The sequence below is a fragment of the Glaciecola sp. 1036 genome, from assembly GCF_050306235.1.
Taxonomy (GTDB): domain Bacteria; phylum Pseudomonadota; class Gammaproteobacteria; order Enterobacterales; family Alteromonadaceae; genus Glaciecola.
Genome location: NZ_JBLWFH010000013.1, coordinates 14,552 through 39,229, shown reverse-complemented (window position 1 = coordinate 39,229; position 24,678 = coordinate 14,552). Strand labels below are relative to the sequence as shown.

25 protein-coding genes are annotated in these 24,678 nt (G+C 40.3%); 16 read left to right on the top strand and 9 right to left on the bottom strand.

Annotated elements, in window-relative coordinates; genetic code table 11:
• Nucleotides 1-969, bottom strand: a complete 969-nt coding sequence (locus ACNKW3_RS16190; RefSeq protein WP_427400363.1) for an AAA family ATPase — start codon at nt 967-969, stop codon at nt 1-3.
• A gap of 255 nt (nt 970-1,224) precedes the next feature.
• Here ACNKW3_RS16190 and fadI point away from each other — a divergent pair, with 255 nt between their 5' ends.
• The 3 genes from fadI (at nt 1,225) to ACNKW3_RS16175 (ending at nt 4,982) form a co-directional block, all read left to right on the top strand.
• Nucleotides 1,225-2,535: an acetyl-CoA C-acyltransferase FadI gene (fadI, locus tag ACNKW3_RS16185; protein ID WP_427400362.1), complete on the top strand. Its 1,311-nt coding sequence runs from the start codon at nt 1,225-1,227 to the stop codon at nt 2,533-2,535.
• Complete coding sequence (fadJ, locus tag ACNKW3_RS16180; protein ID WP_427400361.1) at nt 2,535-4,646, top strand: fatty acid oxidation complex subunit alpha FadJ; 2,112 nt, start codon at nt 2,535-2,537, stop codon at nt 4,644-4,646. Before fadI ends, fadJ begins: the two co-directional genes overlap by 1 nt.
• Before the next feature lie 132 nt (nt 4,647-4,778).
• Nucleotides 4,779-4,982 carry a hypothetical protein gene (locus tag ACNKW3_RS16175; RefSeq protein WP_427400360.1) on the top strand — a complete coding sequence of 68 codons (204 nt, stop codon included), beginning with the start codon at nt 4,779-4,781 and terminating at the stop codon, nt 4,980-4,982.
• A gap of 3 nt (nt 4,983-4,985) precedes the next feature.
• On the opposite strand, the gene ACNKW3_RS16170 is transcribed toward ACNKW3_RS16175, so the two are convergent.
• A complete protein-coding gene (locus ACNKW3_RS16170; protein ID WP_427400359.1) occupies nt 4,986-7,619 on the bottom strand; it encodes an insulinase family protein in 2,634 nt (877 codons plus the stop codon).
• A gap of 204 nt (nt 7,620-7,823) precedes the next feature.
• On the opposite strand from ACNKW3_RS16170, the gene sixA reads away from it, so the two are divergent.
• On the top strand, nt 7,824-8,312 hold the full coding sequence (gene sixA, locus ACNKW3_RS16165) for a phosphohistidine phosphatase SixA (protein WP_427400358.1): 489 nt from the start codon (nt 7,824-7,826) through the stop codon (nt 8,310-8,312).
• Nucleotides 8,313-8,328: 16 nt separating this feature from the next.
• Nucleotides 8,329-8,502, top strand: coding sequence for a hypothetical protein (locus ACNKW3_RS16160; RefSeq protein ID WP_427400357.1), 174 nt, complete (start codon nt 8,329-8,331; stop codon nt 8,500-8,502).
• A gap of 26 nt (nt 8,503-8,528) precedes the next feature.
• Here ACNKW3_RS16160 and ACNKW3_RS16155 read toward each other — a convergent pair whose 3' ends face one another.
• Both ACNKW3_RS16155 and ACNKW3_RS16150 read right to left on the bottom strand, forming a co-directional pair.
• Entirely contained in the window at nt 8,529-9,821 is a 1,293-nt protein-coding gene (locus ACNKW3_RS16155) for an HlyC/CorC family transporter (RefSeq protein WP_427400356.1), read from the bottom strand.
• 62 nt (nt 9,822-9,883) lie between these two features.
• Nucleotides 9,884-10,684 carry a cytochrome C assembly family protein gene (locus ACNKW3_RS16150; RefSeq protein WP_427400355.1) on the bottom strand — a complete coding sequence of 267 codons (801 nt, stop codon included), beginning with the start codon at nt 10,682-10,684 and terminating at the stop codon, nt 9,884-9,886.
• A gap of 132 nt (nt 10,685-10,816) precedes the next feature.
• On the opposite strand from ACNKW3_RS16150, the gene ffh reads away from it, so the two are divergent.
• The gene (gene ffh / locus ACNKW3_RS16145) at nt 10,817-12,205 is read left to right on the top strand and encodes a signal recognition particle protein (protein WP_427400354.1); all 1,389 of its coding nucleotides are present in this window, start codon (nt 10,817-10,819) and stop codon (nt 12,203-12,205) included.
• Between the two features lie 16 nt (nt 12,206-12,221).
• Here ffh and ACNKW3_RS16140 read toward each other — a convergent pair whose 3' ends face one another.
• The 3 genes from ACNKW3_RS16140 to ACNKW3_RS16130 are packed head-to-tail and all read right to left on the bottom strand — an operon-like array spanning nt 12,222 to nt 14,062.
• Nucleotides 12,222-12,827: a hypothetical protein gene (locus ACNKW3_RS16140; protein ID WP_427400353.1), complete on the bottom strand. Its 606-nt coding sequence runs from the start codon at nt 12,825-12,827 to the stop codon at nt 12,222-12,224.
• Nucleotides 12,824-13,408 (bottom strand): RNA polymerase sigma factor, encoded by a 585-nt coding sequence (locus ACNKW3_RS16135; RefSeq protein WP_427400352.1) that lies wholly within the window; start codon nt 13,406-13,408, stop codon nt 12,824-12,826. The genes ACNKW3_RS16140 and ACNKW3_RS16135 overlap by 4 nt, the downstream gene beginning before the upstream one ends.
• Nucleotides 13,409-13,420: 12 nt before the next feature.
• On the bottom strand, nt 13,421-14,062 hold the full coding sequence (locus tag ACNKW3_RS16130; protein WP_427400351.1) for a TonB family protein: 642 nt from the start codon (nt 14,060-14,062) through the stop codon (nt 13,421-13,423).
• Between the two features lie 130 nt (nt 14,063-14,192).
• Between ACNKW3_RS16130 and ACNKW3_RS16125 the strand changes: the two genes are divergently transcribed.
• The 10 genes from ACNKW3_RS16125 to tyrA all read left to right on the top strand — a co-directional run bounded on the left by ACNKW3_RS16125 (nt 14,193) and on the right by tyrA (nt 22,530).
• Nucleotides 14,193-15,164, top strand: coding sequence for a YncE family protein (locus ACNKW3_RS16125; RefSeq protein ID WP_427400350.1), 972 nt, complete (start codon nt 14,193-14,195; stop codon nt 15,162-15,164).
• Between the two features lie 107 nt (nt 15,165-15,271).
• Nucleotides 15,272-15,520, top strand: a complete 249-nt coding sequence (gene rpsP, locus ACNKW3_RS16120) for a 30S ribosomal protein S16 (protein ID WP_427400349.1) — start codon at nt 15,272-15,274, stop codon at nt 15,518-15,520.
• Nucleotides 15,521-15,547: 27 nt separating this feature from the next.
• The gene (rimM, locus tag ACNKW3_RS16115; protein ID WP_427400348.1) at nt 15,548-16,066 is read left to right on the top strand and encodes a ribosome maturation factor RimM; all 519 of its coding nucleotides are present in this window, start codon (nt 15,548-15,550) and stop codon (nt 16,064-16,066) included.
• Nucleotides 16,067-16,810, top strand: a complete 744-nt coding sequence (gene trmD, locus ACNKW3_RS16110; protein ID WP_427400347.1) for a tRNA (guanosine(37)-N1)-methyltransferase TrmD — start codon at nt 16,067-16,069, stop codon at nt 16,808-16,810.
• 39 nt (nt 16,811-16,849) lie between these two features.
• Complete coding sequence (rplS, locus tag ACNKW3_RS16105) at nt 16,850-17,209, top strand: 50S ribosomal protein L19 (RefSeq protein WP_427400346.1); 360 nt, start codon at nt 16,850-16,852, stop codon at nt 17,207-17,209.
• Between the two features lie 195 nt (nt 17,210-17,404).
• Complete coding sequence (locus tag ACNKW3_RS16100) at nt 17,405-17,857, top strand: GDP-mannose mannosyl hydrolase (RefSeq protein ID WP_427400345.1); 453 nt, start codon at nt 17,405-17,407, stop codon at nt 17,855-17,857.
• A 29-nt stretch (nt 17,858-17,886) separates the two neighbouring features.
• Nucleotides 17,887-18,375, top strand: a complete 489-nt coding sequence (locus ACNKW3_RS16095; protein ID WP_427400344.1) for a sugar O-acetyltransferase — start codon at nt 17,887-17,889, stop codon at nt 18,373-18,375.
• 135 nt (nt 18,376-18,510) lie between these two features.
• Nucleotides 18,511-20,052 carry an AbgT family transporter gene (locus ACNKW3_RS16090; protein WP_427400343.1) on the top strand — a complete coding sequence of 514 codons (1,542 nt, stop codon included), beginning with the start codon at nt 18,511-18,513 and terminating at the stop codon, nt 20,050-20,052.
• 241 nt (nt 20,053-20,293) lie between these two features.
• Nucleotides 20,294-21,385 carry a 3-deoxy-7-phosphoheptulonate synthase gene (locus ACNKW3_RS16085; RefSeq protein WP_427400419.1) on the top strand — a complete coding sequence of 364 codons (1,092 nt, stop codon included), beginning with the start codon at nt 20,294-20,296 and terminating at the stop codon, nt 21,383-21,385.
• A complete protein-coding gene (tyrA, locus tag ACNKW3_RS16080; protein WP_427400342.1) occupies nt 21,385-22,530 on the top strand; it encodes a bifunctional chorismate mutase/prephenate dehydrogenase in 1,146 nt (381 codons plus the stop codon). The genes ACNKW3_RS16085 and tyrA overlap by 1 nt, the downstream gene beginning before the upstream one ends.
• A gap of 41 nt (nt 22,531-22,571) precedes the next feature.
• Here the strand turns inward: tyrA and pheA are convergent, their stop codons facing one another.
• A complete protein-coding gene (pheA, locus tag ACNKW3_RS16075) occupies nt 22,572-23,753 on the bottom strand; it encodes a prephenate dehydratase (protein WP_427400341.1) in 1,182 nt (393 codons plus the stop codon).
• 99 nt (nt 23,754-23,852) lie between these two features.
• Entirely contained in the window at nt 23,853-24,656 is an 804-nt protein-coding gene (locus ACNKW3_RS16070) for a response regulator (RefSeq protein ID WP_427400340.1), read from the bottom strand.
• Nucleotides 24,657-24,678: the final 22 nt, after the last annotated feature.

The window sequence follows — 24,678 nt, the reverse complement described above, 5'->3', positions numbered from 1 at the left end:
CTAGGGTACTGGCACTAATTGTTTTATTTGGTCTATTACTTGATTGCTTGTAATACCTTTTGCTTGTGCTTGGTAGCTCAAAATAATGCGATGTCTTAACACATTATTTAATACAGCTTGCACATCGTCAGGACTGACAAATTCTCTGTTATTTAACCAAGCATGAGCTCTGGCACATCTTTCAAGTGCAATTGTCGCTCTGGGACTCACGCCTATATCGATAAAGCTAGCTAACTCTTCTGAATACAATTGTGGTCTTCGGGTGGCTACAACCAATTGCACAATGTAATTTTCGATTGCACTTGATAAATGCACTTCTAACACGGATTTACGCGCTTGTTTAATGTCAGACTGAGATAGTTTCTCAACGCTATTGGGTAATTTACCGGCAAGCTCATCGATCGATTCGCCACGGGTCAATTGTAGTATCTTTAATTCAGTGTCTGCATCGGGATAATCAATTTCCACATGCATCAAAAAACGGTCAAGTTGCGCTTCGGGAAGGGGATAGGTTCCTTCTTGCTCCAGCGGGTTCTGGGTTGCCATTACTAAAAATAATTCAGGCAGCGGATAAGTAGTGCCACCTACGGTAATTTGCCGTTCAGCCATAGCTTCTAGCAATGCTGCTTGCACTTTTGCAGGCGCGCGATTGATTTCGTCTGCCAAAATCAAATTATGGAATAAAGGACCTTTTTGAAAAATAAATTCGCCGGTTTCTGGGCGATAGATATCGGTACCAGTGAGATCCGCTGGCAATAAGTCTGGTGTAAACTGCACTCTATGGAAATTTGCATCTATACCGTCTGACAAGCTGTTTACAGCTCTAGTTTTGGCTAACCCTGGTGGTCCTTCTACCAATAAATGGCCATCAGCGAGTAGGCCAATGAGTATACTTTGTGTGAGCTGTTGCTGACCTAAAACTTGCGAATCTAAGTGAGCGAGTAGTCTTTGAATTTGATTTACTGCCATTTTCCTTCCACGTAACTTTTCTTAACAAGCGAGCGAGGACTCTTTTGTAAAAACTTGAGCGAGTTCGACCTTGAATCAATTAAATTGTTCCACCAAGGCTTTATAATAGGTTCGAATCTTTGGGTATCAACTACTATGCTTTGTTTTTTATGTAAAAAATTTGCGTTTTCTTAAGCAATTTGCTTAAATCCCCGCAGTGGTCAGACCAGAAAGCGTTGCACAGAACGCTGATAATTAGCCAGTTGAGGAAAAAAGATGTCGAATAAACAACAGCTTAAAACACATTCAGGCGATCGTATTGCTATCGTCGATGGGTTAAGGACGCCCTTTGCAAAAATGGCGACATACTTTCATGGTGTCCCTGCAGTTGATTTGGGTAAAATGGTAGTTAACGAATTACTCATTCGAAATAACCTATCTCCTTCAGAAGTACAGCAATTGGTCTACGGACAAGTGGTGCAAATGCCAGAAGCTCCCAATATAGCAAGAGAAATTGTGTTGGGTACTGGTATGAACGTGAATACAGATGCATATAGTGTTTCACGAGCATGTGCCACCAGTTTTCAATCAACGGTAAATATCGCAGAGTCCATGTTGGTAGGGAATATCGAAGTGGGTATAGCCGGTGGAGCAGATTCCACCTCTGTTTCTCCTATCGGTGTTTCAAAAAAACTTGGTCGTGCATTAGTCGATTTGCAAAAAGCAAAAACACTAGGTCAGCGTTTCTCCATTTTCAGACGTTTAGGGCTAAAAGATCTATTGCCTGTTCCTCCCGCGGTTGCAGAATATTCAACTGGACTTTCTATGGGACAAACTGCAGAACAAATGGCGAAATCTCATGGTATCAGCCGAGAAGACCAAGATAAATTGGCACACAGGTCCCATTCATTGGCAGCTAAGAATTGGGAACAAGGAAACTTGGATAAGGAAGTCATGACGGCTTATGCAGAACCTTATAAAGGCGGATTTTCTCGTGACAATAACGTGAGATTCGATTCTCAGTTGGAAGGCTACGCAAAATTAAGACCTGCGTTTGACAAAAAACATGGTTCTGTTACTGCAGCCAACTCAACGCCTCTAACCGATGGTGCTTCGGCCGTTCTAATAATGACAGAGAGCAAAGCCAAAGCTTTAGGCTTCACGCCACTAGGGTTTATTAAGAGCTATGCCTTTGCGGCTATTGATGTATGGGAAGATATGTTGATGGGGCCGAGTTATGCCACGCCAATTGCGTTAGACCGCGCTGGAATGAGCTTAAATGATCTTACCTTAATCGAAATGCACGAGGCGTTTGCCGCTCAAACACTATCAAACATAAAAATGTTTGCCAGTGACAAGTTTGCCCAAGAAAAACTCAATCGTAGCAAGGCAGTTGGTGAGATTGATATGGATAAATTTAATGTTATGGGAAGTTCCATCGCCTACGGACACCCATTTGCAGCTACGGGGACTAGAATGATTACCCAAATGTTAAATGACTTACATCGTCGAGGCGGTGGTACTGGATTATTAACTGCTTGTGCTGCCGGTGGTTTAGGCGCGGCAATGATAGTGGAGACTGAATAATGGGTGCATTTAGCTTAGAAAAAAGAAACGACGGTATTGCCATTTTAACTATGGATGTACCCGGCGAATCAATGAATACCCTAAAAGGTGATTTTACCGACGAAATCTCATCTTTACTTGATCAAATTGACAAGGACGCAGAGATAAAAGGTGTTGTTGTTGCAAGCGGTAAAAAAGACTCTTTCGTCGCTGGCGCCGATGTGTCCATGCTGGCGCAGTGTTTATCAGCCGAAGATGCCGAGAAACTATCTATACAAGGGCAACAGATATTCAACCGAATTGAAGCTAATAAAAAGACCTTTGTTGCAGCTATTCACGGTCCAGCATTAGGAGGCGGGTTAGAGTTAGCATTGGCTTGCCATTACAGAGTTTGTACTGATAGTGACAAAACGCAACTTGGATTGCCTGAAGTGCAATTAGGATTGTTGCCTGGAAGTGGCGGTACACAAAGGCTTCCTAAATTGATTGGTGTTCAACAAGCCATGAAGATGATGCTAACAGGCTCGCCTGCCCGTGCAAAACAAGCCAAAAAATATGGCATTGTGGATGACGTTGTACCGCAAACGATTTTGATGGATGTGGCAATTGAACAGGCGACTAAAAAAGTATCTGAGCATAAAGCCAAAAAATCAATGCTAAATAAAGTGTTAGAAGATACAGGTTTTGGTCGTAAGTTTTTATTTAAAAAAGCGCGCGAACAAACCTTGGCAAAAACCAAAGGCAATTATCCTGCGCCTATGTATATCATTGATTGTATTGAAGCTGGCTTGAACAATAGCGCAGAAGGATATGCCACAGAAGCGAGATTATTTGGTAAGTTGGTCATGACCAAAGAATCAGAACAACTTCGAGAAATATTCTTTGCTACCACTGATATGAAAAAGGAAAACGGCGTCGAAAGCGTCGCGCCGAAAAAAGTAACCAAAGCGGGTGTGCTTGGTGGTGGACTAATGGGAGGCGGCATTGCTTTTGTTACTGCAACTAAAGCCAAAGTGCCAGTGAGAATCAAAGACATTAGTGAAGACGGTATCGCTGGCGCTATGCGCTACAGTTACGACATACTGAATAAAAAAGTGAAGCGCCGATTTTTACAGAAATCACAGATGCAAAAACAGCTATCAATGATCTCTGGCTGTTTAGATTACAGTGGTTATAAAGATGTAGACATTGTTGTTGAAGCTGTATTTGAGAATCTTGAACTTAAACAGAAAATGGTGGCAGACATTGAAACCCAGTGTCGAGAAGATACTATTTTTGCATCAAATACATCATCAATTCCGATTGGGGAAATCGCAGCAAAGGCTTCAAGGCCTGAAAATGTTGTGGGTCTGCACTACTTTTCACCAGTTGATAAAATGCCTCTTGCTGAAGTTATCCCTCATCAAGGCACCAGTGATCAGGTGATATCGACCACTGTTGAATTTGCCAAAAAACAGGGTAAGACCCCGATTGTTGTAAAAGATGGTGCGGGTTTCTATGTTAACCGAATTTTAGCACCTTACATGAGTGAGGCTGGATATCTTGCAATGGAAGGCCATCCGATCAATGAAATCGATAAAGCCTTGGTCAAATTTGGCTTCCCGGTAGGGGCTTTTAAACTGCTAGATGAAGTTGGCATTGATGTAGGTACCAAAATCATTCCAATTTTAAAAGGGCAGTTCGGAGAAAGATTTAGTGCACCAGAAGCCTTTGATAAATTATTAGAAAATGACAGAAAAGGTAAGAAAAATAAGTCTGGTTTCTATAGTTATGATGGTAAAAAGCCGGGTAAAGAAGTTGATGAGTCTGTATATAGTTTATTAGGTATATCACCGGTGACAAAATACTCTGATTCGACTGTAGTTGAGCGTTGCGTCTTGTTAATGTTGAACGAAGCTGCCAGATGTTTAGAAGAGGGCGTTGTGCGTAATCCAAGAGATGGAGATATAGGGGCTATATTCGGTATCGGCTTCCCGCCGTTCTTGGGTGGACCTTTCCGATATATGGACGCCCTAGGCGTTGACCATGTCGTCGAGAGACTGCGTCACTATGAAAGCACTTATAGCGAGAAGTACGCGCCAGCTCAAATTCTATTGGAAATGCTAGAAAATAAAGAAAACTTTTACAAATAAGTGTTAATTTTGTTAATTAACTGTCAAAAAAGCCGGTTTTCCGGCTTTTTTTATGCCTAATACTCATTATTCATACTTTTTATGTAGAAACAAAGTATACTATGACTGTGCTAATCAAAGGGGCAGAGACTAGTGTTAACCATTTTGTTATTAATTTCTTTCGTTTTATCGGCTAGCTATTTTTATGTGGAAGCCGTTGTGCACGGCATGGCGAAAAGAAAGTGGTTAGTCGGTGGAATTATGCTTGGACCTCTATTAATTCCCATGTTCGAAATTTCTAAACACATGACAGTTAGAAAGGCAATCGGCTTTAATTCAAAGTATCTTGCCGCTTAGCTTCTAGCTGCCTGTTTTACTGAATAAATGCATGACCTGTTGTTTATTCTGTAAAATATTCTCAATTTGCATTACTACATCTTGTAAGCTAATTTGCTGAATCGCCTTAGCGAGATTCTCACCATAAGCTAATGGATTATCACTTTCAAAATGCAGCCATAAATGGCGAGCTAAATCAGCTGTTTTCTTGGGTGTGTTGCTTACTTGGGCCATCAGTTGCTGCTTTAAGGGGCCGAGTGTTTCATTTATTTCAGCTTCATCTTTGCAAATATCATCTAGGATATCTTGCACATGACCGGCAATGACCTCAGGAGTGATGTTTGGCGATTGGGCGTAAAACACTATGCCCGCTTTGTGATTAATAGGCTTATAACCCACACCAACCGTGTAGCCGAGTTGACGAATATTACGCATCTCAATAAAAAAGGTGGGGGCCAAAATGGATTCTAGCATTAGCGCTAAGGCTATATTAAAGCACTCATCCTCGGGCTGTCGTTCTTGATAAATTTCGTAATACATGACATAAGCATTATCGTGAGGAGGCGTTAGTGGTACTTGTTGGATATGTTCCCAATGTACTTTTTTATAGCCAGTTTGTGGCTTTTCAAATAATTCACAACCATTTACCCGTTGTAACAAGTGTTTATTCAGGTTATCTACCATTGCCATGGGCCAGTTGCCGACGCACAAGGCTTCTATAGATATTGCGTTAAAGTAATTTCGTTGCAAACGATCCAAGGTGTCAAACGTCAGGCTGTCCAAGGCATCTAATAAAAATGCTGGCTCTATTACTTCTGGATGAACGCTTGATGTTAGTTGTGAAATTAACCGGTTAACAGGTTTCTGTAATAAACTTTTGTTCACCTTATTACGGACAATCTCACCATAATGATGGTACTGATTTTCGCTCAATGAAAAAGTGAGACAATGATTTAAAATATCTATGATTAGTAGGATTTGTTTTTCGGTAAAACCACTAGTGTGGATACTAAACCCATGTTGATGTCCATACACACGAAAATACAACCCAGCAGCTTCTGTTTGAAAGAAGCAACGATTTAGATACTGTTGCAGCGCTTCTACCCATAACCGTTTGCTAATTGCTTTGTTCGCATCGCCAAACATTTCAGGCGTATTCACGGATAGATAAATATCTCCTAACGGTTTTTGGTCCTCGAGGGCGTAAAAATATTTAATGCTTAACTTTTCGTGTTGCCATTGGATGATTTCTGGTACCGCGGCTTGTGGAACGAAAGGTAATAAACAAGAAGGAAGATACTTGTTCTGCGGTGGCATATTGAAACCAGTAACAGAGTTTTCTAAGGTGATCGTACTTGGGCAAACATCGTAGGGCACATTAAAATAGTCAGTGGTTAATGCATATTCATGCTGTTTAGTTAACGCATAAAACCAAGGCACTGCCTGCATCAAGTAATCAATTATTTGATTAAACCTATTCTTAACCTCTTCATCATGAAGGTTTATAGGAACTTGTGATTCGATATTTTCTGCTTTTTGCAACCCTTCGGCTATCTCTATGCAGACTTGTAGCGGCGAAGATGTCTTCTTAAATTTGTGCAATAGTTCCAATTGTCGTTGTTTTTCACGATAGCGCCATTCTTCTAACGGATGTTCATGTAAATACCGCAAGTAGGAAACAACAATATTGTAGATATCCGATAGCAAATCGTCTGACATCACTATATTTGGCAAGGATATTCTGATCTGTAGCTCTTCTTCACCTTCACTTTCAACACCGTTTGTAATGGTAAAATTTTGGATAAGATATTTTTCTGTCAAGATATCCACTAAACCATATTGATGTTTACTCTCCAACATTGCTTGAAGCATGGTAAAGGCGCAATTATCAACCTCGACATTGTTAGATTTAGCAATTCTGTAACTAATGATGATGCCATTTACTGGTAATGTAGGTCTTATGAATACTAATTTAGCCTTAGTTCGATCCGAAAATAATTCAGGTAAGGTTAATTCAGGAATGTTAATGCCTTCTGGGATTTTGTCCTCACAAATGACTATTAACTTTTTTATCAATTGCTCAAATTCTGGTTGGGTTTTGTCTGCAGTATCAGGAAGGCTAATACACAATGTTGTGTTGGCAGCGCAAAAGTGTTGACTATGGTACTGCGCTAATTGCTTACAGAGTTCTTCAACCGGCACTTCGCCCAACGTCTGTTCGTTACCAAGTGCAAATCGTGAAAACGGGTGTTGTTTATTTGCTAATACTCGTTGTACCGACCTGAACCTGCGTTCTTCATCGTGAATTTTAGTTTTAAACTCAGCATCAATGGCGGCAATTTCGGTCTCTAAGTTAGCTTGATCAAAACGCGGAAAGTAGAGCTTATTGATTAAGATTTCAGTCAAAGTTAAGCTAGATTCAACTGGAATTCGCAGATGGAAATTTGACGTGTAGTCACTTGTCCAGGCGTTTATTTCCCCTCGTTGGTTTTCAACTTCTTTAATAAGAAAACCTGCTTCTGAATATTTTTCGTTCGGCGCGAAAATCAGATGCTCGAGCAAATGAGTAAAACCAAAGCATTGATTTTTCTCATGAAAACGTCCAGACTTAACACTAAAGGATAGGCACGCATGTGGTGAATCACTGTGCGTATGCACCGCAAGTCTGAGATTATTTTTTAACTTTTTAGTGTAAATTACCGTATCCTTTAAAAATTAATTTCGATTTTTAGACTAGGACCTCAGGAAGCATACTATAGAAGTAAAGGTTTCTTGTGACCAGTCGTTAATGGATAAAATGATAAATCGAACGGCTATTGCTAGATATAGCGCCTATTTTGGTAATTTCTTTAGAAGAATGATATGAAATTAATTGTCATGCGGCATGGCGAAGCTGAAGCCTATAATACTGAAGACGAAACTCGCAGTTTAACGCGATTCGGGAAAACTCAAGCCTCTTTTGCAGGTCGAAGATTGAGTGAATATCTGCAAAATGATTTGCAAAAGCCAATCATAGAGCTGGCATTGGTTAGTCCCTACTTGCGTACACAACAAACATTTCAGGAAGTTTCTAAGAAAATCCAAATCGGTCGAAAACTCGACACTGATCTCATTACTCCAGAGGCAGATATTAGCCAAGCGACAGATTATATTCAAGGTCTTACTTTAGGTTCTGATTGTCCAGAAAATCTCTTGTTAGTCAGTCATATGCCTTTCGTGAGTCTATTTTCTGATGCGATTTGTAGTGGTTTTAATGCAAGAATTTTTTCTACTGCCGATATACTCGTTATTGACTATGATGTGGATAGCCAACAAGGAACTCAGTTGGCATTGATACAAAGTATTAGCTAGGAGTAAATTGACCACTATGTCGCAATCATCTTTACCATTAATGTTGCAAATGGCGTTAAAGCAGCACGTACTGGCTTCTGATATTCAGGATGATGAGGAACTGCAAAACATTATGCACAAATTAGTTGAATTAAACAGCAAGTTAGAAGTGATAAAGGACAAAGCTAGAGCTAAAAAATTAGCTCGTTAGTCTTTGTTCATGCATTGCACTGTGTCTTATTCTGCGGTTTCGGATGTGGGCTCTTTGTAATATTCTGGCATTATTCTCACGGTTTTTATCATATTACCGCTGATGTCGACAATTTCCATGGGATAACCGGCAAGCCGAATACTGATATTGTTCTCTGGAATATCTTCTAAATACTCAAGAACTAACCCGTTTAAGGTTTTGGGGCCGTCCATTGGAAGCGTCCAACCCAGTTCCTTATTCAATTCACGTACGTTTGCACTGCCGTCAACAAGGTAACTTCCATCTTGTTGCACAATGGCTTCTTTGCTGTAATCGGGCACCATATTGGTAGTGAAATCACCAATAATCTCTTCAAGAATATCTTCTAACGTAACTAAGCCTTGAATATCTCCATATTCATCTACCACCAAGCCAATGCGTTCACGTTCTTGTTGAAATTTGAACATGAGTTTATGTAACGGTGTAGATTCAGGGGTAAAATAAATTTCTCTTACCGCTCGTAACATAGTGGCTTTGGTAAATTGATCTTTGGATAACAAGCGCAGCGCATCTCTAACGTGCATAAAGCCAACCGCATCGTCAATACTGTCACGATATAACAACACTCTCGTGTGTTGAGCATGGGTGAGTTTTTTCTGAATAATTTTCCAGTCATCATTCACGTCAATAGCAAAAATGTCACTACGAGGTACCATGATGTCCTCAGCAGTAACGTTTTCTAAATCTAAAATACTTATCAACATGTCTTGGTGTTTTTTCGGAATCAAACTACCAGCTTCATAAACCACTGTACGCAATTCTTCACGGCTAAGTGAATCGCCCGCGCTATCAACAGGATTCATTCTAAACAGCATGAGAATACCGTTAGTAATTGCATTTACGCCTTTAACCAAAGGGGTCATTATGATGGCTAAGGGCAGTAATAAAATTGAACTTGGGAAAGCAATTTTTTCAGGATATAAGGCCGCATAGGTTTTCGGAGTAACTTCAGCGAACACCAATACAATTAAGGTTAAACCAAAGGTAGCAACTAAAGGACCGTAAAAATCCCCGAACCATCTAAAACAAAGTTCAGTAGCAATGGTTGCTGCGCCGATGTTGACCAGATTATTTCCAATGAGAATTAAGCCGATTAAGCGATCTGGACGCTCTAAAAGGGTCTGTACTCGCAATGCACCTTTGTGTCCCTCATTAGACAAGTGCTTAAGACGATAGCGGTTTATGCTCATCAAGCCGGTTTCCGAACTTGAGAAATACGCAGAGAGAATGATAAGAATTACGAGAGTTGTAATTAACGTTGTATCAGATAGCTGGTCCAATTAACTTGTCCCTTGAAGTAAAAAAGCTTGATGCTGCACAGATATTGCCAAAATAATAACCATTATCCAAGAAGAAACTCTTGCACCAGACGTGAGCCAAAATAGCTCAAAGCTAAAACGCTAACACCAATGATATTTATCCATACTGCAGTGCGGGCTCGAAGCCCACGGATTTTATGATAAATAAGTGCGCCAGCAAAAATGCAAAGGGCGAGGGTAGAAAGAATTGTTTTGTGAGCATATCCATGCGCAAGCATGGAAGGTACAAAAGCAAAACCGGATATTAGCGCCGCCGCTAATATCACTGAGCCAACCGTCATCAATTTGTAGAGAATTTCTTCCACCGCCATTAGCGGTGGTAGATCATCTTTGAGTAATGAATGTCGTTTATGTTTAAGCTGATAGTTAATATAACTCAATTGTAAGGCGTATAGTGCTGAAATACCTAAGAAACCAAATGCCAACATCGATAAACTAATGTGCACTATCATACCGCTACTCATATTAGCATCTATACCAGTGGTAATAGGGAACAAAGCGTACAGGCTAACGAAAATAGCAGCGCTCAGGCTGACAATAGGCAAAAAGACTAGATTGCGAATATATTTATTGGCCACAAACATACTAAACGAAATTAACCAAGCGATGACTAAAAGCACAAAGGTTAAGCTAAGTTTTTCACCCTGATTGTGAGCGATGGCAAAAACAATCAACACTAAATGACATATGATACCCATTAAAAGCACACCAATGGGTTTTTTTGCGCTTTGCAAGGTATGACTGAAAAAACGACGGACCAATAAACCGCTAGACGCTAAGTAGCAGAGAATGCTTAAGCCCGATGTAAGTTGTAATAATGTCATTGCGACGTATAAATCCTATCGATTATGAACTACAGATAATAATCTATTGTTAATTCAACGCAAAGGTTAGTTTCTGATTGTGTTTATTGTATACTCCATCTTAAGATTTTTGCATACACAATTAGTAATTTTATGTTTCAGAATTTAACGGATAAATTAGGCCAGACACTAAAAAATATTAGTGGCAAAGGAAGACTCACCGAAGACAACATTAAAGATACCTTGCGAGAAGTGCGTATGGCGCTACTTGAAGGTGATGTTGCTTTACCAGTTGTTAAAGATTTTATCGCCAGAGTGAAAGAAAGAGCACTAGGTGTTGAGGTCAGTAAAAGCCTAAAACCTGGGCAAATGTTTATTAAAATTGTTCAAACTGAACTTGAACAAGTGTTGGGCGCTGAAACTGTCGGTTTAAATTTAAACGCTCAACCGCCAGCCGTAATTATGATGGCGGGCTTACAAGGTGCAGGTAAAACCACCAGTGTGGGTAAGCTTTCAAAATATCTAAAAGAGCGAGAAAAGAAAAAAGTACTAGTGGTCAGTGCTGACGTTTATCGACCTGCAGCTATTAAACAGCTAGAAACCTTGGCGAATGAAGTTGACGTAGAATTTTATCCTTCGACTATTATGCAAAAGCCGGTGGATATCGTGAATGCAGCAATCGCCCACGCAAAGCTTAAGTTTATTGATGTGCTCATAGTGGATACCGCTGGTCGACTTGCCGTTGATGAAAAAATGATGGAGGAAATTAAACACCTTCACGCCGCTGTAAATCCAGTCGAAACCTTGTTTGTTGTTGACGCTATGACAGGTCAAGATGCTGCTAATACGGCTAAAGCCTTCAACGAAGCGCTACCTTTAACGGGTGTAATTCTAACCAAAGCCGATGGTGATGCACGAGGCGGGGCAGCGCTTTCAGTTAAACATATCACAGGAAAACCCATTAAATTCCTTGGTATGGGTGAAAAACTAGATGCCCTTGAACCTTTCCATCCTCAGCGTATTGCATCTCGTATTTTGGGAATGGGGGATGTCCTTAGCTTAATTGAAGAAGTTGAACGTAAAGTCGATCGCTCCAAAGCTGAACGCTTGGCTAAGAAAGTACAAAAAGGTAAAGGTTTTGACCTGCAAGATTTTAAAGAACAACTAGAGCAAATGCGCAACATGGGCGGTATGATGTCGTTAATGGACAAGTTGCCTGGGATGGGTGGCATGTCAGCTAAGATTAAAGAACAAGCTAATGACAAACAGTTCACTCAAATGGAAGCCATTATCAACTCTATGACGCCAGGCGAAAGACAGCGCCCCGACGTGATTAAAGGCTCTCGAAAAAAACGTATCGCTGCTGGGTCGGGTACGCAAATTCAAGATGTAAACCGACTACTAAAACAATTCACTCAAATGCAAAAGATGATGAAAAAAATGGGTGGCGGTAATATGAAGAAAATGATGCGTGGCATGGGCGGCATGATGCCACCAGGCGGAATGGGCGGTGGTTTTGGCGGTTTCCCACCAAAACGTTAGGTTCAACTAGCTCACCTTATTCGGCGGTCTCTGGGCAAAACTCTGCATTTCCTGCAGAAGAGACCGCTATAATATGGCCTCCCGCGTCAAATCCCAAATCAAGTATATTACCTTTAGCAAGTTTAGTATCTATTGAACCCGTCTCAGTACTCTGGTTAAGGCTATCTAATAAAGAACGGGTAATTTGAATAGCTTGTGCATTGCAATCCACTAAGGTAATGCCATCTGATGTATCCAGCACTCTCATTCGTTGCTGATGTGCAATTCTATTTGCATCCTGACGTAAAATTAGGTTTTGCTGTAAATTTTCGTATTCAATGCGGTGAGCTTGAGCAATAGAGGTTTTTTCCCCAGCTAAACTATGCACTTCCACTATTAGCAAAGGAGATTGGGCCTGCTGGTTTTTAAATGAAGGTAATTGCAGAAACGCGATAGCAAACACCACTGCCAGAGAGGCTAAAACAATACGGTTTTTATTCGAAAATAGAGAGTAACCAGTATCTTGTTTCTGGTTGGTATGGTTGAATACTCGGCGCTTTAAATTCTCAGGCGCCAAGTGTTGCTTTTTCCTCTTTTGGTACAGAGATGATAAAGCGTCTTTTTGAGAATTATGGTCACTCATCTTTTCACCTCAGTGCTTTTAACATTAGTAGAATCAGGATAAAGACCGGCTAAACTTTGCTGTAATTGACTTCGCGCATATCGAAGCCGGGTTTTCACTGTTTCTTTTTCTGTATGGGTAATGTTAGCGATCTCTTGCAAACTAAAACCTTCTTGCTGTAAGCAAAAAGCTTCACGTTGATAAAAGGGCAAGTTGCATAATGCGTTGTCAAATACATCGTCTATATTTTCTGAGTGAACTATAGAGCTTGTTTCCATAGAAGAGGTATCAAGTTCAGTGAGCCTATTATTTCGTTTGTATTCATCTATCACTGCGTTTCTGGCTGCGGTAAACATATAAGCTACAAAGTTGTTCTGACGTTTAATAATATCGGGATTTTCTAATAATTTGAGCCAAAGTTGTTGCGAAATATCTTGTGCCGTTGCATGGGTGCTTATGGTCAAGAGAAAATGAAAAATAGCATCGGCATGTTTTTCATAAAGTATTTGCACTACCTTTTGGTGACGCTCTGCTTTATCAACAAAGCGTCCTTGTGTGGCAAAAGGTGAAGTAATAACCCTAACAATATTTCCTAACATCATCTGCCTGTTAAATCACTGCGACATTGTAAAGTCTAATTGGACTTGTTGATTATGCATTGCAGTCACTACGCCATTTTGCATTTGCGGTTGATACTTCCATTTGCGCAAGGCTCGCTTTGCTTCGGTTTCAAAAATGCCTTTGGGTTGTGCTTCAATGACTTCAATATTGTCTACTGTACCAGAGGCGGTGATAGAAAAAGACAATACCACATAACCTTCTATGCCGTCACGCGCCGCAACTGGAGGATACTTGGGTTGTCTTCGTACCAATGGTCGTACGCCACTTTCAATTGGACCTAACGAAAAACTATTTTGAATCCCGACTTTGGGGATGCTTATTTTAGGGGCCGAAGAAAACCCAGTGGATTTCACTGGCGTAGGCTCTGGCATTGAGGTTTCTGGTAGGCTTTGTACCTCTGGCATTGGCTCAGGACGTGTTCTAGTAATAACTTTTTCTTCAACTTCTTCGAAAATAGGGTTGATAGTGGTGTATGCAATGGGTGTTGGCACCTCAGCATTATCTTGTTGTATTAAATATTGCATACCTGCAAATAGCATGAAAGTTACTCCCAGCGCTATTATTGATTGGATAAAAATTCTAGCTAGGTTTTTCACGGTAATAACTGGCGGTTGATTGTGTAGTAAACTACTCATGATTTGTTCCCCTTTTTTTGTCTGTTCTTTAGCAAGACGATAGACAAATGAAAAAGGGGTGAACTTTTTTTAAAAATTTTTACTAAGATTTAATGGCATTTCTTATTCCTATGATTAAAAGGATATTTGGGTGAAAAACATCTTTTTTGTGTTGAGTTTTATTGTGAGTTTTAACCTTTGGGCAAACTCAACTATGTTAGCTGTGGTGAACAAAAGCGATAACAGCGTCAGTATTATTGATGTAAATAGCAAAAAAATAATCCACACATTGGAAACCGGCAAAGGGCCTCACGAATTGGCGCTAGTTGCTGATGGAAAATATGCGGTGAGTTCTGATTTTGTCGGTGGAAATTCATTGACGGTTTTTGATCTTGTTAATTTTAAAGTGCAACAACGCATCGATTTGTCGCAGTATCAAGGTCCTCATGGGATTCATGTGCTATCCAATGAACAGCAGATATTAGTGACCTCAGGCCCTACACAACAATTGATAAAGGTGGATGTCATAGCAGGAAAAATACTCGCTACGGTAAACACACAAAAAGTCACGCCACATATGGTAAGTGCAGCTGAAAATAGTGATTTTGCTTACGTTACAAATATTAGATCTAATACTATTTCCAAAATTAAAATAGATGATTTTTCGTTGCAAAAGCAGATTGCTACAGAAGAGATGCCTGAAGCAATCAAACTTAGTCCAGATGGGAAACAACTTTGGTATGGCGCGAATAAGAGTGGTTTAGTGACGGTTCTCAATTCGACCACTTATGAGCAACTTGCCCAATTCGAAGGCTTTGAATTTCCCTATCGTGTACTTTTTTCCGGTGACGGAAGCGTGGCAATGGTGCCCGATTTTCGACGTCATAACATCAGATTCTTTGATACAACTACCTTTAAAGAGCTTGGCGGCATAGATTTGGGAGAACAAGCCGGACCTCAAGGCATCACCTTAGACGAGGCTACTGATACTGTTTATTTATCACTGAATTTGCAAAATAAAGTGGTGGCTATCGACATTCACCAACGGAAAATTATAGAAAGCTATCCTACGGGTAATAATCCGGATGGGATAGTGTTTTTCAATTCCTCAGTTAATCCTTGAAAAAAATTGCAATTTGCTCTCAAGTACGTATAATTCGCGCACCTTTTTTCATGCATTGTGCATTAAAGGTTTGTTAACGGTAACGCTACAACGAGTTTGAGGCATATATGGTTACTATTCGTTTACAGCGTGGTGGTGCTAAAAAGCACCCATTTTATCAAGTAGTTGTGGCTGACAGCCGCCGTGCACGCAACGGCAAGTTCATTGAGAACATCGGCTTTTTTAACCCTTCAGCAACGGGCCAAGCAGAAAGACTTCGTCTTGATCTTGAGCGTGTTGAGTACTGGGTTAGCAAAGGTGCTGGTTTGTCAGACCGTGTTACGCGCTTGGTAAAGGATGCAAAAGCTGCTGCTTAATAAGCAGTTTGCTTGGTTGGAGTAAAGATGAGTTCAGCGTCTGACATGTTATTAGTTGGCAAAATCGGAGCGCCTTATGGCGTGAAAGGTTGGGTCAAAATTAACAGCTTTACTCAGCATCCAGAAAATATATTCGATTATGCGCCTTGGCAACTTGGCAATAATCGAGAAATTAAGGTTGAACAATGGCGTCACCACAACAAAAGCTTAATTGCAAAGCTGATTGGAGTGGACAACCGTGAAGATGCTGAACTTATAAAGAATCTCGATATAAGTGTTGCAGAATCACAGTTGCCAGCATTGGATAACGACTTTTATTGGAAAGATTTAATTGGCATGCAGGTGGTTACAACAAAGGGGTATGACCTTGGCGTTGTGAAACAAATGTTTGAAACCGGTGCTAACGATGTGATGACAGTAAAAGCCAATGCAAAAGATGCTTTTGGCCAAAAAGAACGTTTATTGCCCTTTATTTACGACCAAGTTGTAATTGAGGTGAATAGACAAGAAAACACCATTACAGTGGAATGGGATCCGGGATTTTAAATGGCTGCAGTACAAGGTTATTGTGTTGTTAGCTTATTTCCTGAGATGTTTACTGCTTTTACAGAGCAGGGTGTAGTAGGCAGAGCGATTAAGCAAGGGTTGATTGATTTTCATGTTGTCAATCCTCGTGATTTTACTCACGATAAGCATCGCACTGTTGATGACCGACCTTACGGCGGTGGCCCTGGTATGTTAATGATGGTGCAACCTTTAGCAGACGCTATTGCCAAAGCGAAATCGCTTTTGGCAGAAAACGCCAAAGTGGTGTATTTATCACCCCAAGGCAAAACCTTAGATTTTCAAGGTGTTCAGCAGTTAAGTGAATATCAAGATTTGGTACTCATTGCAGGGCGCTACGAAGGGATAGATGAACGGGTAATCAACACCCTAGTTGACGAAGAATGGTCAATTGGCGATTACGTGTTAAGCGGTGGCGAGTTACCCGCTATGGTATTAATGGATGCAGTATCGCGATTAATACCAGGGGTGCTAGGACATCAAGATTCTGCGGTAGAAGATTCTTTTACGTCAGGATTGTTAGATTGTCCTCATTACACGCGACCTGAATCCTTTAATGGATTGTCTGTTCCCAAGGTATTGTTAAGTGGTGATCATGAAAAAATTAAACAATGGCGACTACAAGAGTCAGTAAAAAGAACCCTTGAACGTCGTCCTGATTTATTAAACGACCTAGCTCTGACTGAGGAGCAACAGAAACTGGTTGATAAATTTCGCCAGTCCTGATGCGGCTAGATGACAGTTATTCTAGGATGTGAGGATTAAATGAGTAAAGTCAATCAAGATATCATTAAGAAGATTGAACAAGCACAATTGAAAACTGACCTACCGTCTTTCGGCCCTGGTGATACAGTAATTGTGCGAGTTAAAGTTAAAGAAGGTGACAAAGAACGTCTTCAGGCATATGAAGGTGTGGTCATTGCTAAACGTAACCGCGGTTTACACTCTTCTTTCACTGTGCGTAAGATTTCTAGCGGTGAAGGTGTAGAGCGTGTGTTTCAAACTCACAGCCCAGCAATCGATGCGATAGAAGTTAAACGTCGCGGTGCGGTTCGCAGAGCTAAACTATACTATCTACGTGAGCGTTCAGGTAAATCTGCACGTATCAAAGAAAAACTTAATTAAGATTAATTTACCGTTATCGTTAACAAAAAAGACCCGCCATCAGGCGGGTTTTTTATTATATAAAAAAAATAATGGAGCCGTAGTTCATTCCAAAAAAACAATGGAGCCGTAGTTCATTATTCTTTCTTTTCAAGTTCTTCAACTACTTGTTACCATACCTATATCATGAATTTTATATTCACGGATTTATCCACAATGAAATATTTGAACGAGCAAACATTTAAGACTGTAGTTGACTCAACGCCTTTAGTTTCAATTGATTTAGTTGTAAAAAACTCCAAAAGACAAGCACTGTTGGGGTATAGAACTAATAGGCCTGCTCAAAATTATTGGTTTGTACCAGGAGGAAGAGTTCTTAAAAATGAGACTCTGGATTCAGCATTTTTGCGCTTAACAAAAGCAGAGCTCGGGATAAGCTGTCGGAGAGAGCAGGCTGAATTTTTGGGCGTTTACGAACATTTTTACGATGATAGTGCGTTAGATGAACAAATTTCCACTCATTACGTTGTATTAGGATATGTATTACATCTAGATGTGGAATTGTCATCTTTACCAAATGAACAACACAATCAATACCGATGGTTTTACGACGAAGAGATAATGAAAAGTGACAATATTCATCGTCATACAAAATGGTATTTTGAATAATATTTGTGCAATCTAGATTGAGAGAGAAGATGACAGAATTGCAAAAAATGCTGAATCAGGAGCCTTATTTCGCAACAGATAAAGAATTAAGTGAATTGCGATTAAAGGCGAAACAACTTTGCTTTGAATTTAATCAAACTGCTCCTAAAGAAACTAAGACGAAAAAAGGTATTTTGAAGAAACTCCTTCCTAATGCTAAAGGATTTTGGGCTGAGGCACCCTTCAATTGTGATTACGGAAGTAATATTTATTGTCAAGGTAACGTATTTGTAAATCATAATGTGACTATATTGGATGGCGCTCGCGTAGAGATTGGAAAAAGTTGTTTCATAGGGCCAAACGTTGTTATCGCATGCACGTCACATGCAAAAGAAATTGAACAAAGAAGAAAGGGGGTCTGTAAATCGCTCCCAGTCAGTATAGGGGACGATGTTTGGATTGGAGCAGGTGCCATTATCCTTGGAGGTGTGTCCATTCCTTCTGGGAGTGTTATTCCTGCGGGGCAAACGGTTAGGTGAAAAAAATGAACTACGGCTCCATTGTTTTTTGGGAATGAACTACGACTCCATTATTTTTTGTGGTGCTTGCAATGTGGGGTGGTTTTCGCATAATTGGGGGCGTACAATAAAAATAATGACAGAGGAATATTTTCCATGGAACAAACTAAATCTACCTGGGTAACGCGGGCGCTCGATCGCGTTGAAGTTGTAGGTAATAAACTCCCTGATCCGGCGATTATCTTTTTTATCAGCTTGCTTATCGTTTGGGGCTTATCCGCTTTATTGTCTCAGTTTTCTTTTGATGCAATTAATCCTAAAACCGGTGAGGCCATAGTAGTTCAGAACCTACTAACTGGAGAGTCTTTAGCCGAGTTTTTAAGTAACATGGTGAAGATTTTTACCGGGTTTTCCCCTTTAGGTGTCGTGCTTGTAGCCATGTTAGGTGTTGGTGTTGCAGAGCATTCTGGATTTATCAGCGCCGGTTTAAAACGCATGCTAGATGCAACTCCTAAACAGCTATTAACACCTATGGTTGTGTTGGTCGCGATAGTCTCACATACAGCCACAGATGCAGGTTATGTATTGGTAATTCCATTAGCAGGGGTGATTTTTTATGCAATGGGGCGTCATCCATTGGCGGGTATTGCAGCTGCTTTCGCCGGTGTATCAGGTGGATTCTGCGCTAATTTTATTCCCAGTGCTATCGATCCGTTGCTACAAAGTTTTACTCAGGAAGCTGCCCGAATAATTGAACCAGGCATGCAAATTAACCCCTTAAACAACTGGGCGTTTAATTCTGCTTCTTCGTTGTTAATCATAGGTATTGCTTGGTATCTCACAGACAAAATAATTGAACCTAGATTGCAAAACGTCGAAGTCGACGGGGACCCCAGTGAAATTCCTAGATTTGATGAATTAAACCCTCAACAGGCCAAGGCGTTGCGTTGGGCAACTGCTACTTTAATTCTAGGTATCATAATTTTGGTTGCTGTTTTATATCCAGACTCCAGTCCCATGAGAGACGCGCAAGGTGAATTAACTACCTTCAATGCGCCTATTATGCAATCTATCGTTCCTATCATATTTTTGCTCTTTATTTTCCCGGGTGTTGTTTTTGGTTATGTATCAGGCACCTACAAAACAACTAAAGATATGATAGATAGCATGACCAAAGCCATGCAAGGGATGAGCTATTACGTGGTGATGGCTTTTTTCTGTGCGCTTTTCATCTACGCATTTAACAAATCAAACCTTGGTGCTCTTTTAGCAATCGAAGGCGCTCAATTACTTAAATCAATGCAATTACCTAGCATGATAACCATTGTAGGTATTATATTTTTAACCGCTTTTGTGAACTTGTTCGTAGGTTCAAGCTCAGCAAAATGGGCGCTATTAGGACCAATCTTCGTACCTATGCTAATGCAATTAGGAATTTCTCCAGATTTAACACAAATTGCTTATCGCATTGGAGATTCGTCATCGAATATAATTACTCCTTTAATGCCATATTTTCCATTAGTGGTTGTTTACTGCCAGCGCTATGTAAAATCCACTGGAATCGGTACCTTACTATCATTAATGTTGCCATTCAGTATTACTATCTTGATTGCTTGGAGTATCTTCCTTTTGATTTATTGGAATTTGGGGATTCCTCTGGGTATTCAAGCAAATTATATGTATCCGGCAGCGGGATAACCTAATTTAAAATATGAGACAAAAGGCGCGATTTGCGCCTTTTTTTATATTATCCGTTGTGTTTACATGCGGGTTTTGTTAAAACGCTATCTAACGCGAGCATACTCGCGATAATAAAAATTAAGTAGGGATCCAATAACTATCGACAGAAGCTCGAAAATATATTCGAGTCAATAATAAGGTCTCATTTTTTTCATCTTCCAATGTATTTTAGACATTGGACGTATTAGTGTTAGAGACAATGCAAAAAGATAGTGTTAACAATTTACATGTAAGCGGTGAAAAAGTTTTAATTTCACCTGAAGCTTTATCTGCGGAAATGCCAATTAGTGAGAAAGCGACTAAATTTGTTGAATCTGCTAGAGGAATAATTTCCGATATTATCCATGGTAAAGATCACCGGTTGTTGTTGGTGTGTGGGCCTTGTTCCATACACGATGTTCAAGCTGCAAAAGAATACGCCATTCGCTTAAAAGATCTTCACGAGTCATGCAAGGATACCTTGTATATAGTAATGCGTGTGTATTTTGAAAAACCTAGAACAACTACGGGTTGGAAAGGGCTTATCAACGATCCTCATTTAGACGATTCATTTGATATAGAAACTGGATTAAGAAAAGCTCGGGAATTACTCAATTTCTTAGCTGAACTGGAGCTACCAGTAGCGACTGAAGCTTTAGATCCTATCAGCCCGCAATATTTAGCTGAATTCTTCAGTTGGTCTGCAATTGGTGCTCGTACCTCTGAATCACAAACTCACCGTGAAATGGCATCAGGCCTATCTATGCCAGTAGGTTTTAAAAATGGTACAGATGGCTCTTTAGATATTGCGATTAATGCTCTTAAATCTGCCGCATCTGGTCACAGTTTTATGGGTATCAATAAACAAGGTCAAGTGAGTATCATCAAAACTGAAGGCAATCCAGACGGGCATATTATTCTGCGCGGTGGCAAGCAGCCGAACTACGATTCAGTTGCTGTAGCTGATTGTGAAGAAGAGCTAATGGCGGCCAATGTTACCTCAAGTTTGGTAGTTGATTGTAGCCATGCAAATTCAGCAAAAGACTATAGACGTCAACCTCTAGTTGCTGAAAATGTGGTAAACCAAATTCTTGAAGGCAACAAATCCATTATAGGGATTATGTTGGAAAGTCATTTGAACGCAGGAAATCAGCCAACCAAAGGTAAAACCTTAGAAGAGTTGGAATATGGTGTTTCTATTACTGATGGTTGCATCAGTTGGGAACAAACCGAAAAGGTCATTTACCAAGCAAGAGAAAAACTGATCACTGTACTGCCTATGCGTCAACAAAAAAGACAGTTAGCAAGTTAATGTCTTCTGAAGAATTATCAAAAGCGCTCGGTGAGTTGCGCGATCAAATTGATGAGGTTGATGCAGAGTTAGTTCGTTTACTCAAACGAAGAACAGCTATCACAACCAAAGTAGGGGCACTTAAGAGCCAGCATGCTATGCCTGTGTATGTGCCTGAACGTGAAAAATCTCTCATCGAAGCTCGTCGAGCTCAAGCTGAAGATGCGGGGGTAAACCCCGATTTAGTCGAAGACATTTTGCGCCGAATGTTTAGAGAGTCCTATCACTCTCAACATGCAAGTTATGCCAAAGTAAAAGGAGCCGTTGATAACGTAGTCGTGATTGGTGGACGAGGTGCTTTGGGTTCTTTGTTTGTAAAATTGTTCAGCCAAACGGGTTATCAAGTTGATATCATCGATAAAGATGACTGGTCTCAGGCTGATCAAACTCTATCTAAAGCGCAACTGGTGATAGTGGCAGTGCCAATAAACAAGACAATAGATGTTATTCATTCATTGCCGACGTTACCAGCAGATTGCATATTGGCAGACGTTACCAGTATCAAACAAAAACCTCTTACCGCCATGTTAAACCAGCATTCAGGTCCTGTGGTTGGATTGCATCCGATGTTTGGTCCGGATGCACCAGGCATGATTAGACAGGTGGTAGTTGTTTGTCATGGACAACAAAGTGAATCCTACGAGTGGCTAATTGCGCAAATGGAATTATGGGGCGCCGCTATTTATCAGAGTACTGCTGAGCAACATGATAAAGCCATGAGTATCATTCAGGTCATGCGTCACTTCTCAAGTTTTGTTTATGGCTTACATTTACAACAAGAAAATCCTGATCTAAAAGAACTAATAGCCTTTAGTTCACCCATCTACCGATTAGAATTGGCGATGGTGGGAAGATTATTTGCCCAAGCGCCTGAGTTATATGCGGATATTATTTTTCAGGATGCTAAGAACTTTGCGTTGTTGGAGAACTTTGTTAGTCGATTCCAAGGGGCTTTAGAATTACTTAAAAATAACGATAAAGCCGGATTCATAAGTGCATTCAACGAGGTGTCGGAATGGTTTGGCGATTATGCTCAGCAATGTCTTGTGGATAGTAAGAAAATGCTTTTGAAGGCCGATGATAGTCACTTATTAAGACAAAAATGAAATTAAAAAACAGCGACCCAATGGTCGCTGTTTTTGTATGCTTATTCAGCTAATGCTGAGGCTGCTGCAATTCTGGTTGGTGTTACCTCTTCTACGGGATAACATCCCAACACTTTGAAATATTTAGTCGTAGATCTCAATTTATTGATGGCTTGTTGAACCGGTCCATCCTCAATATTTCCACGCATATCTATATAAAACATTTCTTCCCATGGATTACCATCGATAGGGCGCGATTCTAGTTTGGTCATAGCGATGTTATATTCTTTGAAAACCAACAAAGCATCGACCAAAGCTCCAGGCGCTTGCACTGTTGACATTATAACAGTGGTTTTAGCCGGAACTTGCAAAGGAACATTAATAGGTTTGCGAGCAACTACAATAAATCTACTGTAGTTTTCTTTTTGATTGGCTAAATTAGACTTAATTGCACTTAACTCGTACAGTCTTCCGCCAGCTTCAGAGCCCATAGCGGCGACTTCATTAGATTTTAAATCTTGTACCTTTTGCATGGCTGCAGAGGTACTATCACAGGGTACTACTTCAACATTGCCCAACTCTGCTAAAAAGTGTGAACATTGCGCAAACACTTGAGGATGTGCATACAAGGTTTTAATTTTGCCTACATTAGCGGGATCGTAGACTAACAAAGCATGATTAATTTCGTGAGTCAGTTCACCAACAATACTTAATCGCGTGTGTTGCAACTGGTCATAGACTTCATTGATACTACCGGAGGACGTATTTTCAATTGGCAATACGGCATAGTCAGCAGCATTAGTTTCAACTTTTTGAATGATTTCGCCAAAACTCTTGCAGCCAATCTCCACCAATTCGCCGCTGCGGCGGGAAAAATACTTCTTAGTGGCCAGATTACTATAGGACCCTTTTTCACCTAAAAATGCGACTCGGTTTATTTCTAAAGTTGCATCAGGATTGGCATGTTGCGCAAGCAGTGATTGTTGGTTTAATACAGAATCTTCAATGATTACGTGGAAGAGTTTAGTCACGAAATGCGGATCTAGACCATATTCGTGCCCTTGTTTAATCAAGCGAATTAGCAACTGTTCTTCTCGCGCTTGGTCTCTTACTTGGATCTGATGTTTTATTTTGGTCTCAGCAACCTGCTGTGTTAGCTTTTGACGCTGGGCAATAATGCCCAATAAATCTTTGTCTAAGGAGCTAATTGCATCGCGGAGTTTCAATAATTCCTCGTTTGCCAACTTAGTTTTCCTATGATGTGTTTTTACTGACCTTAAATGAATTTTAGAAACAGTCTTTAAACTGTCAACAAATGTTTTTGGTCAAACATGGTTAAAATATCAATGTGAATCTAGTAGCCGCGCTAAAATGGTTCGCACTTCATCAGATTCAAAAGGTTTGTCACAGAGTGCATTTACCCCTGTTTGTTGAATATTGGTCATGTGCGCGCTTTTTGAATTTTCTGACGTTACCATAATGATGGGTATATGGGTTGTTTCAGGATTAAAACGAATAAATTCCGAAAGTTCTCGGCCATCCATTTCTGGCATATTGTAATCGGTGACCACAAGATCGAAGGTGTAGTCTTTTAGACAAGTCAGTGCATGGGCGCCATTTTCCGCTTCAATAATGCGAGTAACGCCCATGTTTTCGAGCACGCGTTTTATATGGTTGCGAGCTAAGCGACTATCGTCGACTAGAAGCACTCTGACATCTGCAATATCAAATGATTGCAAGTCTAATTCTTCGGTGTTCATAAGTTGTAAACTTGCGTTTAAACCACGCTCTAAATGTAATGGTTTAAATGGTTTGGGTAGAATAGCAGCTACACCAGATTGTTTGAAACCTTCTAATTTAGAGACGCTGGTTTCGCTGGAAACTAACATGAAGGGCACGTTACTCGTCAATTCATTCTCTTTTAAATGCTGCAAGATGTCTAAGCCTGTGCCATCTGCCAAATACATAGAACTTACAACCACATCTACATTGTGCTTGCTCATTTCATGTTTGGCCTGCGTCACACTTTTGACGATATCCACACTATTTACGTCTGCTTCTTGAAGCAGGTTACTAATAATTTTTGCCTGTGTGTCTGAAGGCTCAACTAATAATATATGTAAATCTGAAATAGCAAGTCTGTGCATTTTAATTCCGTATGTTGATTAA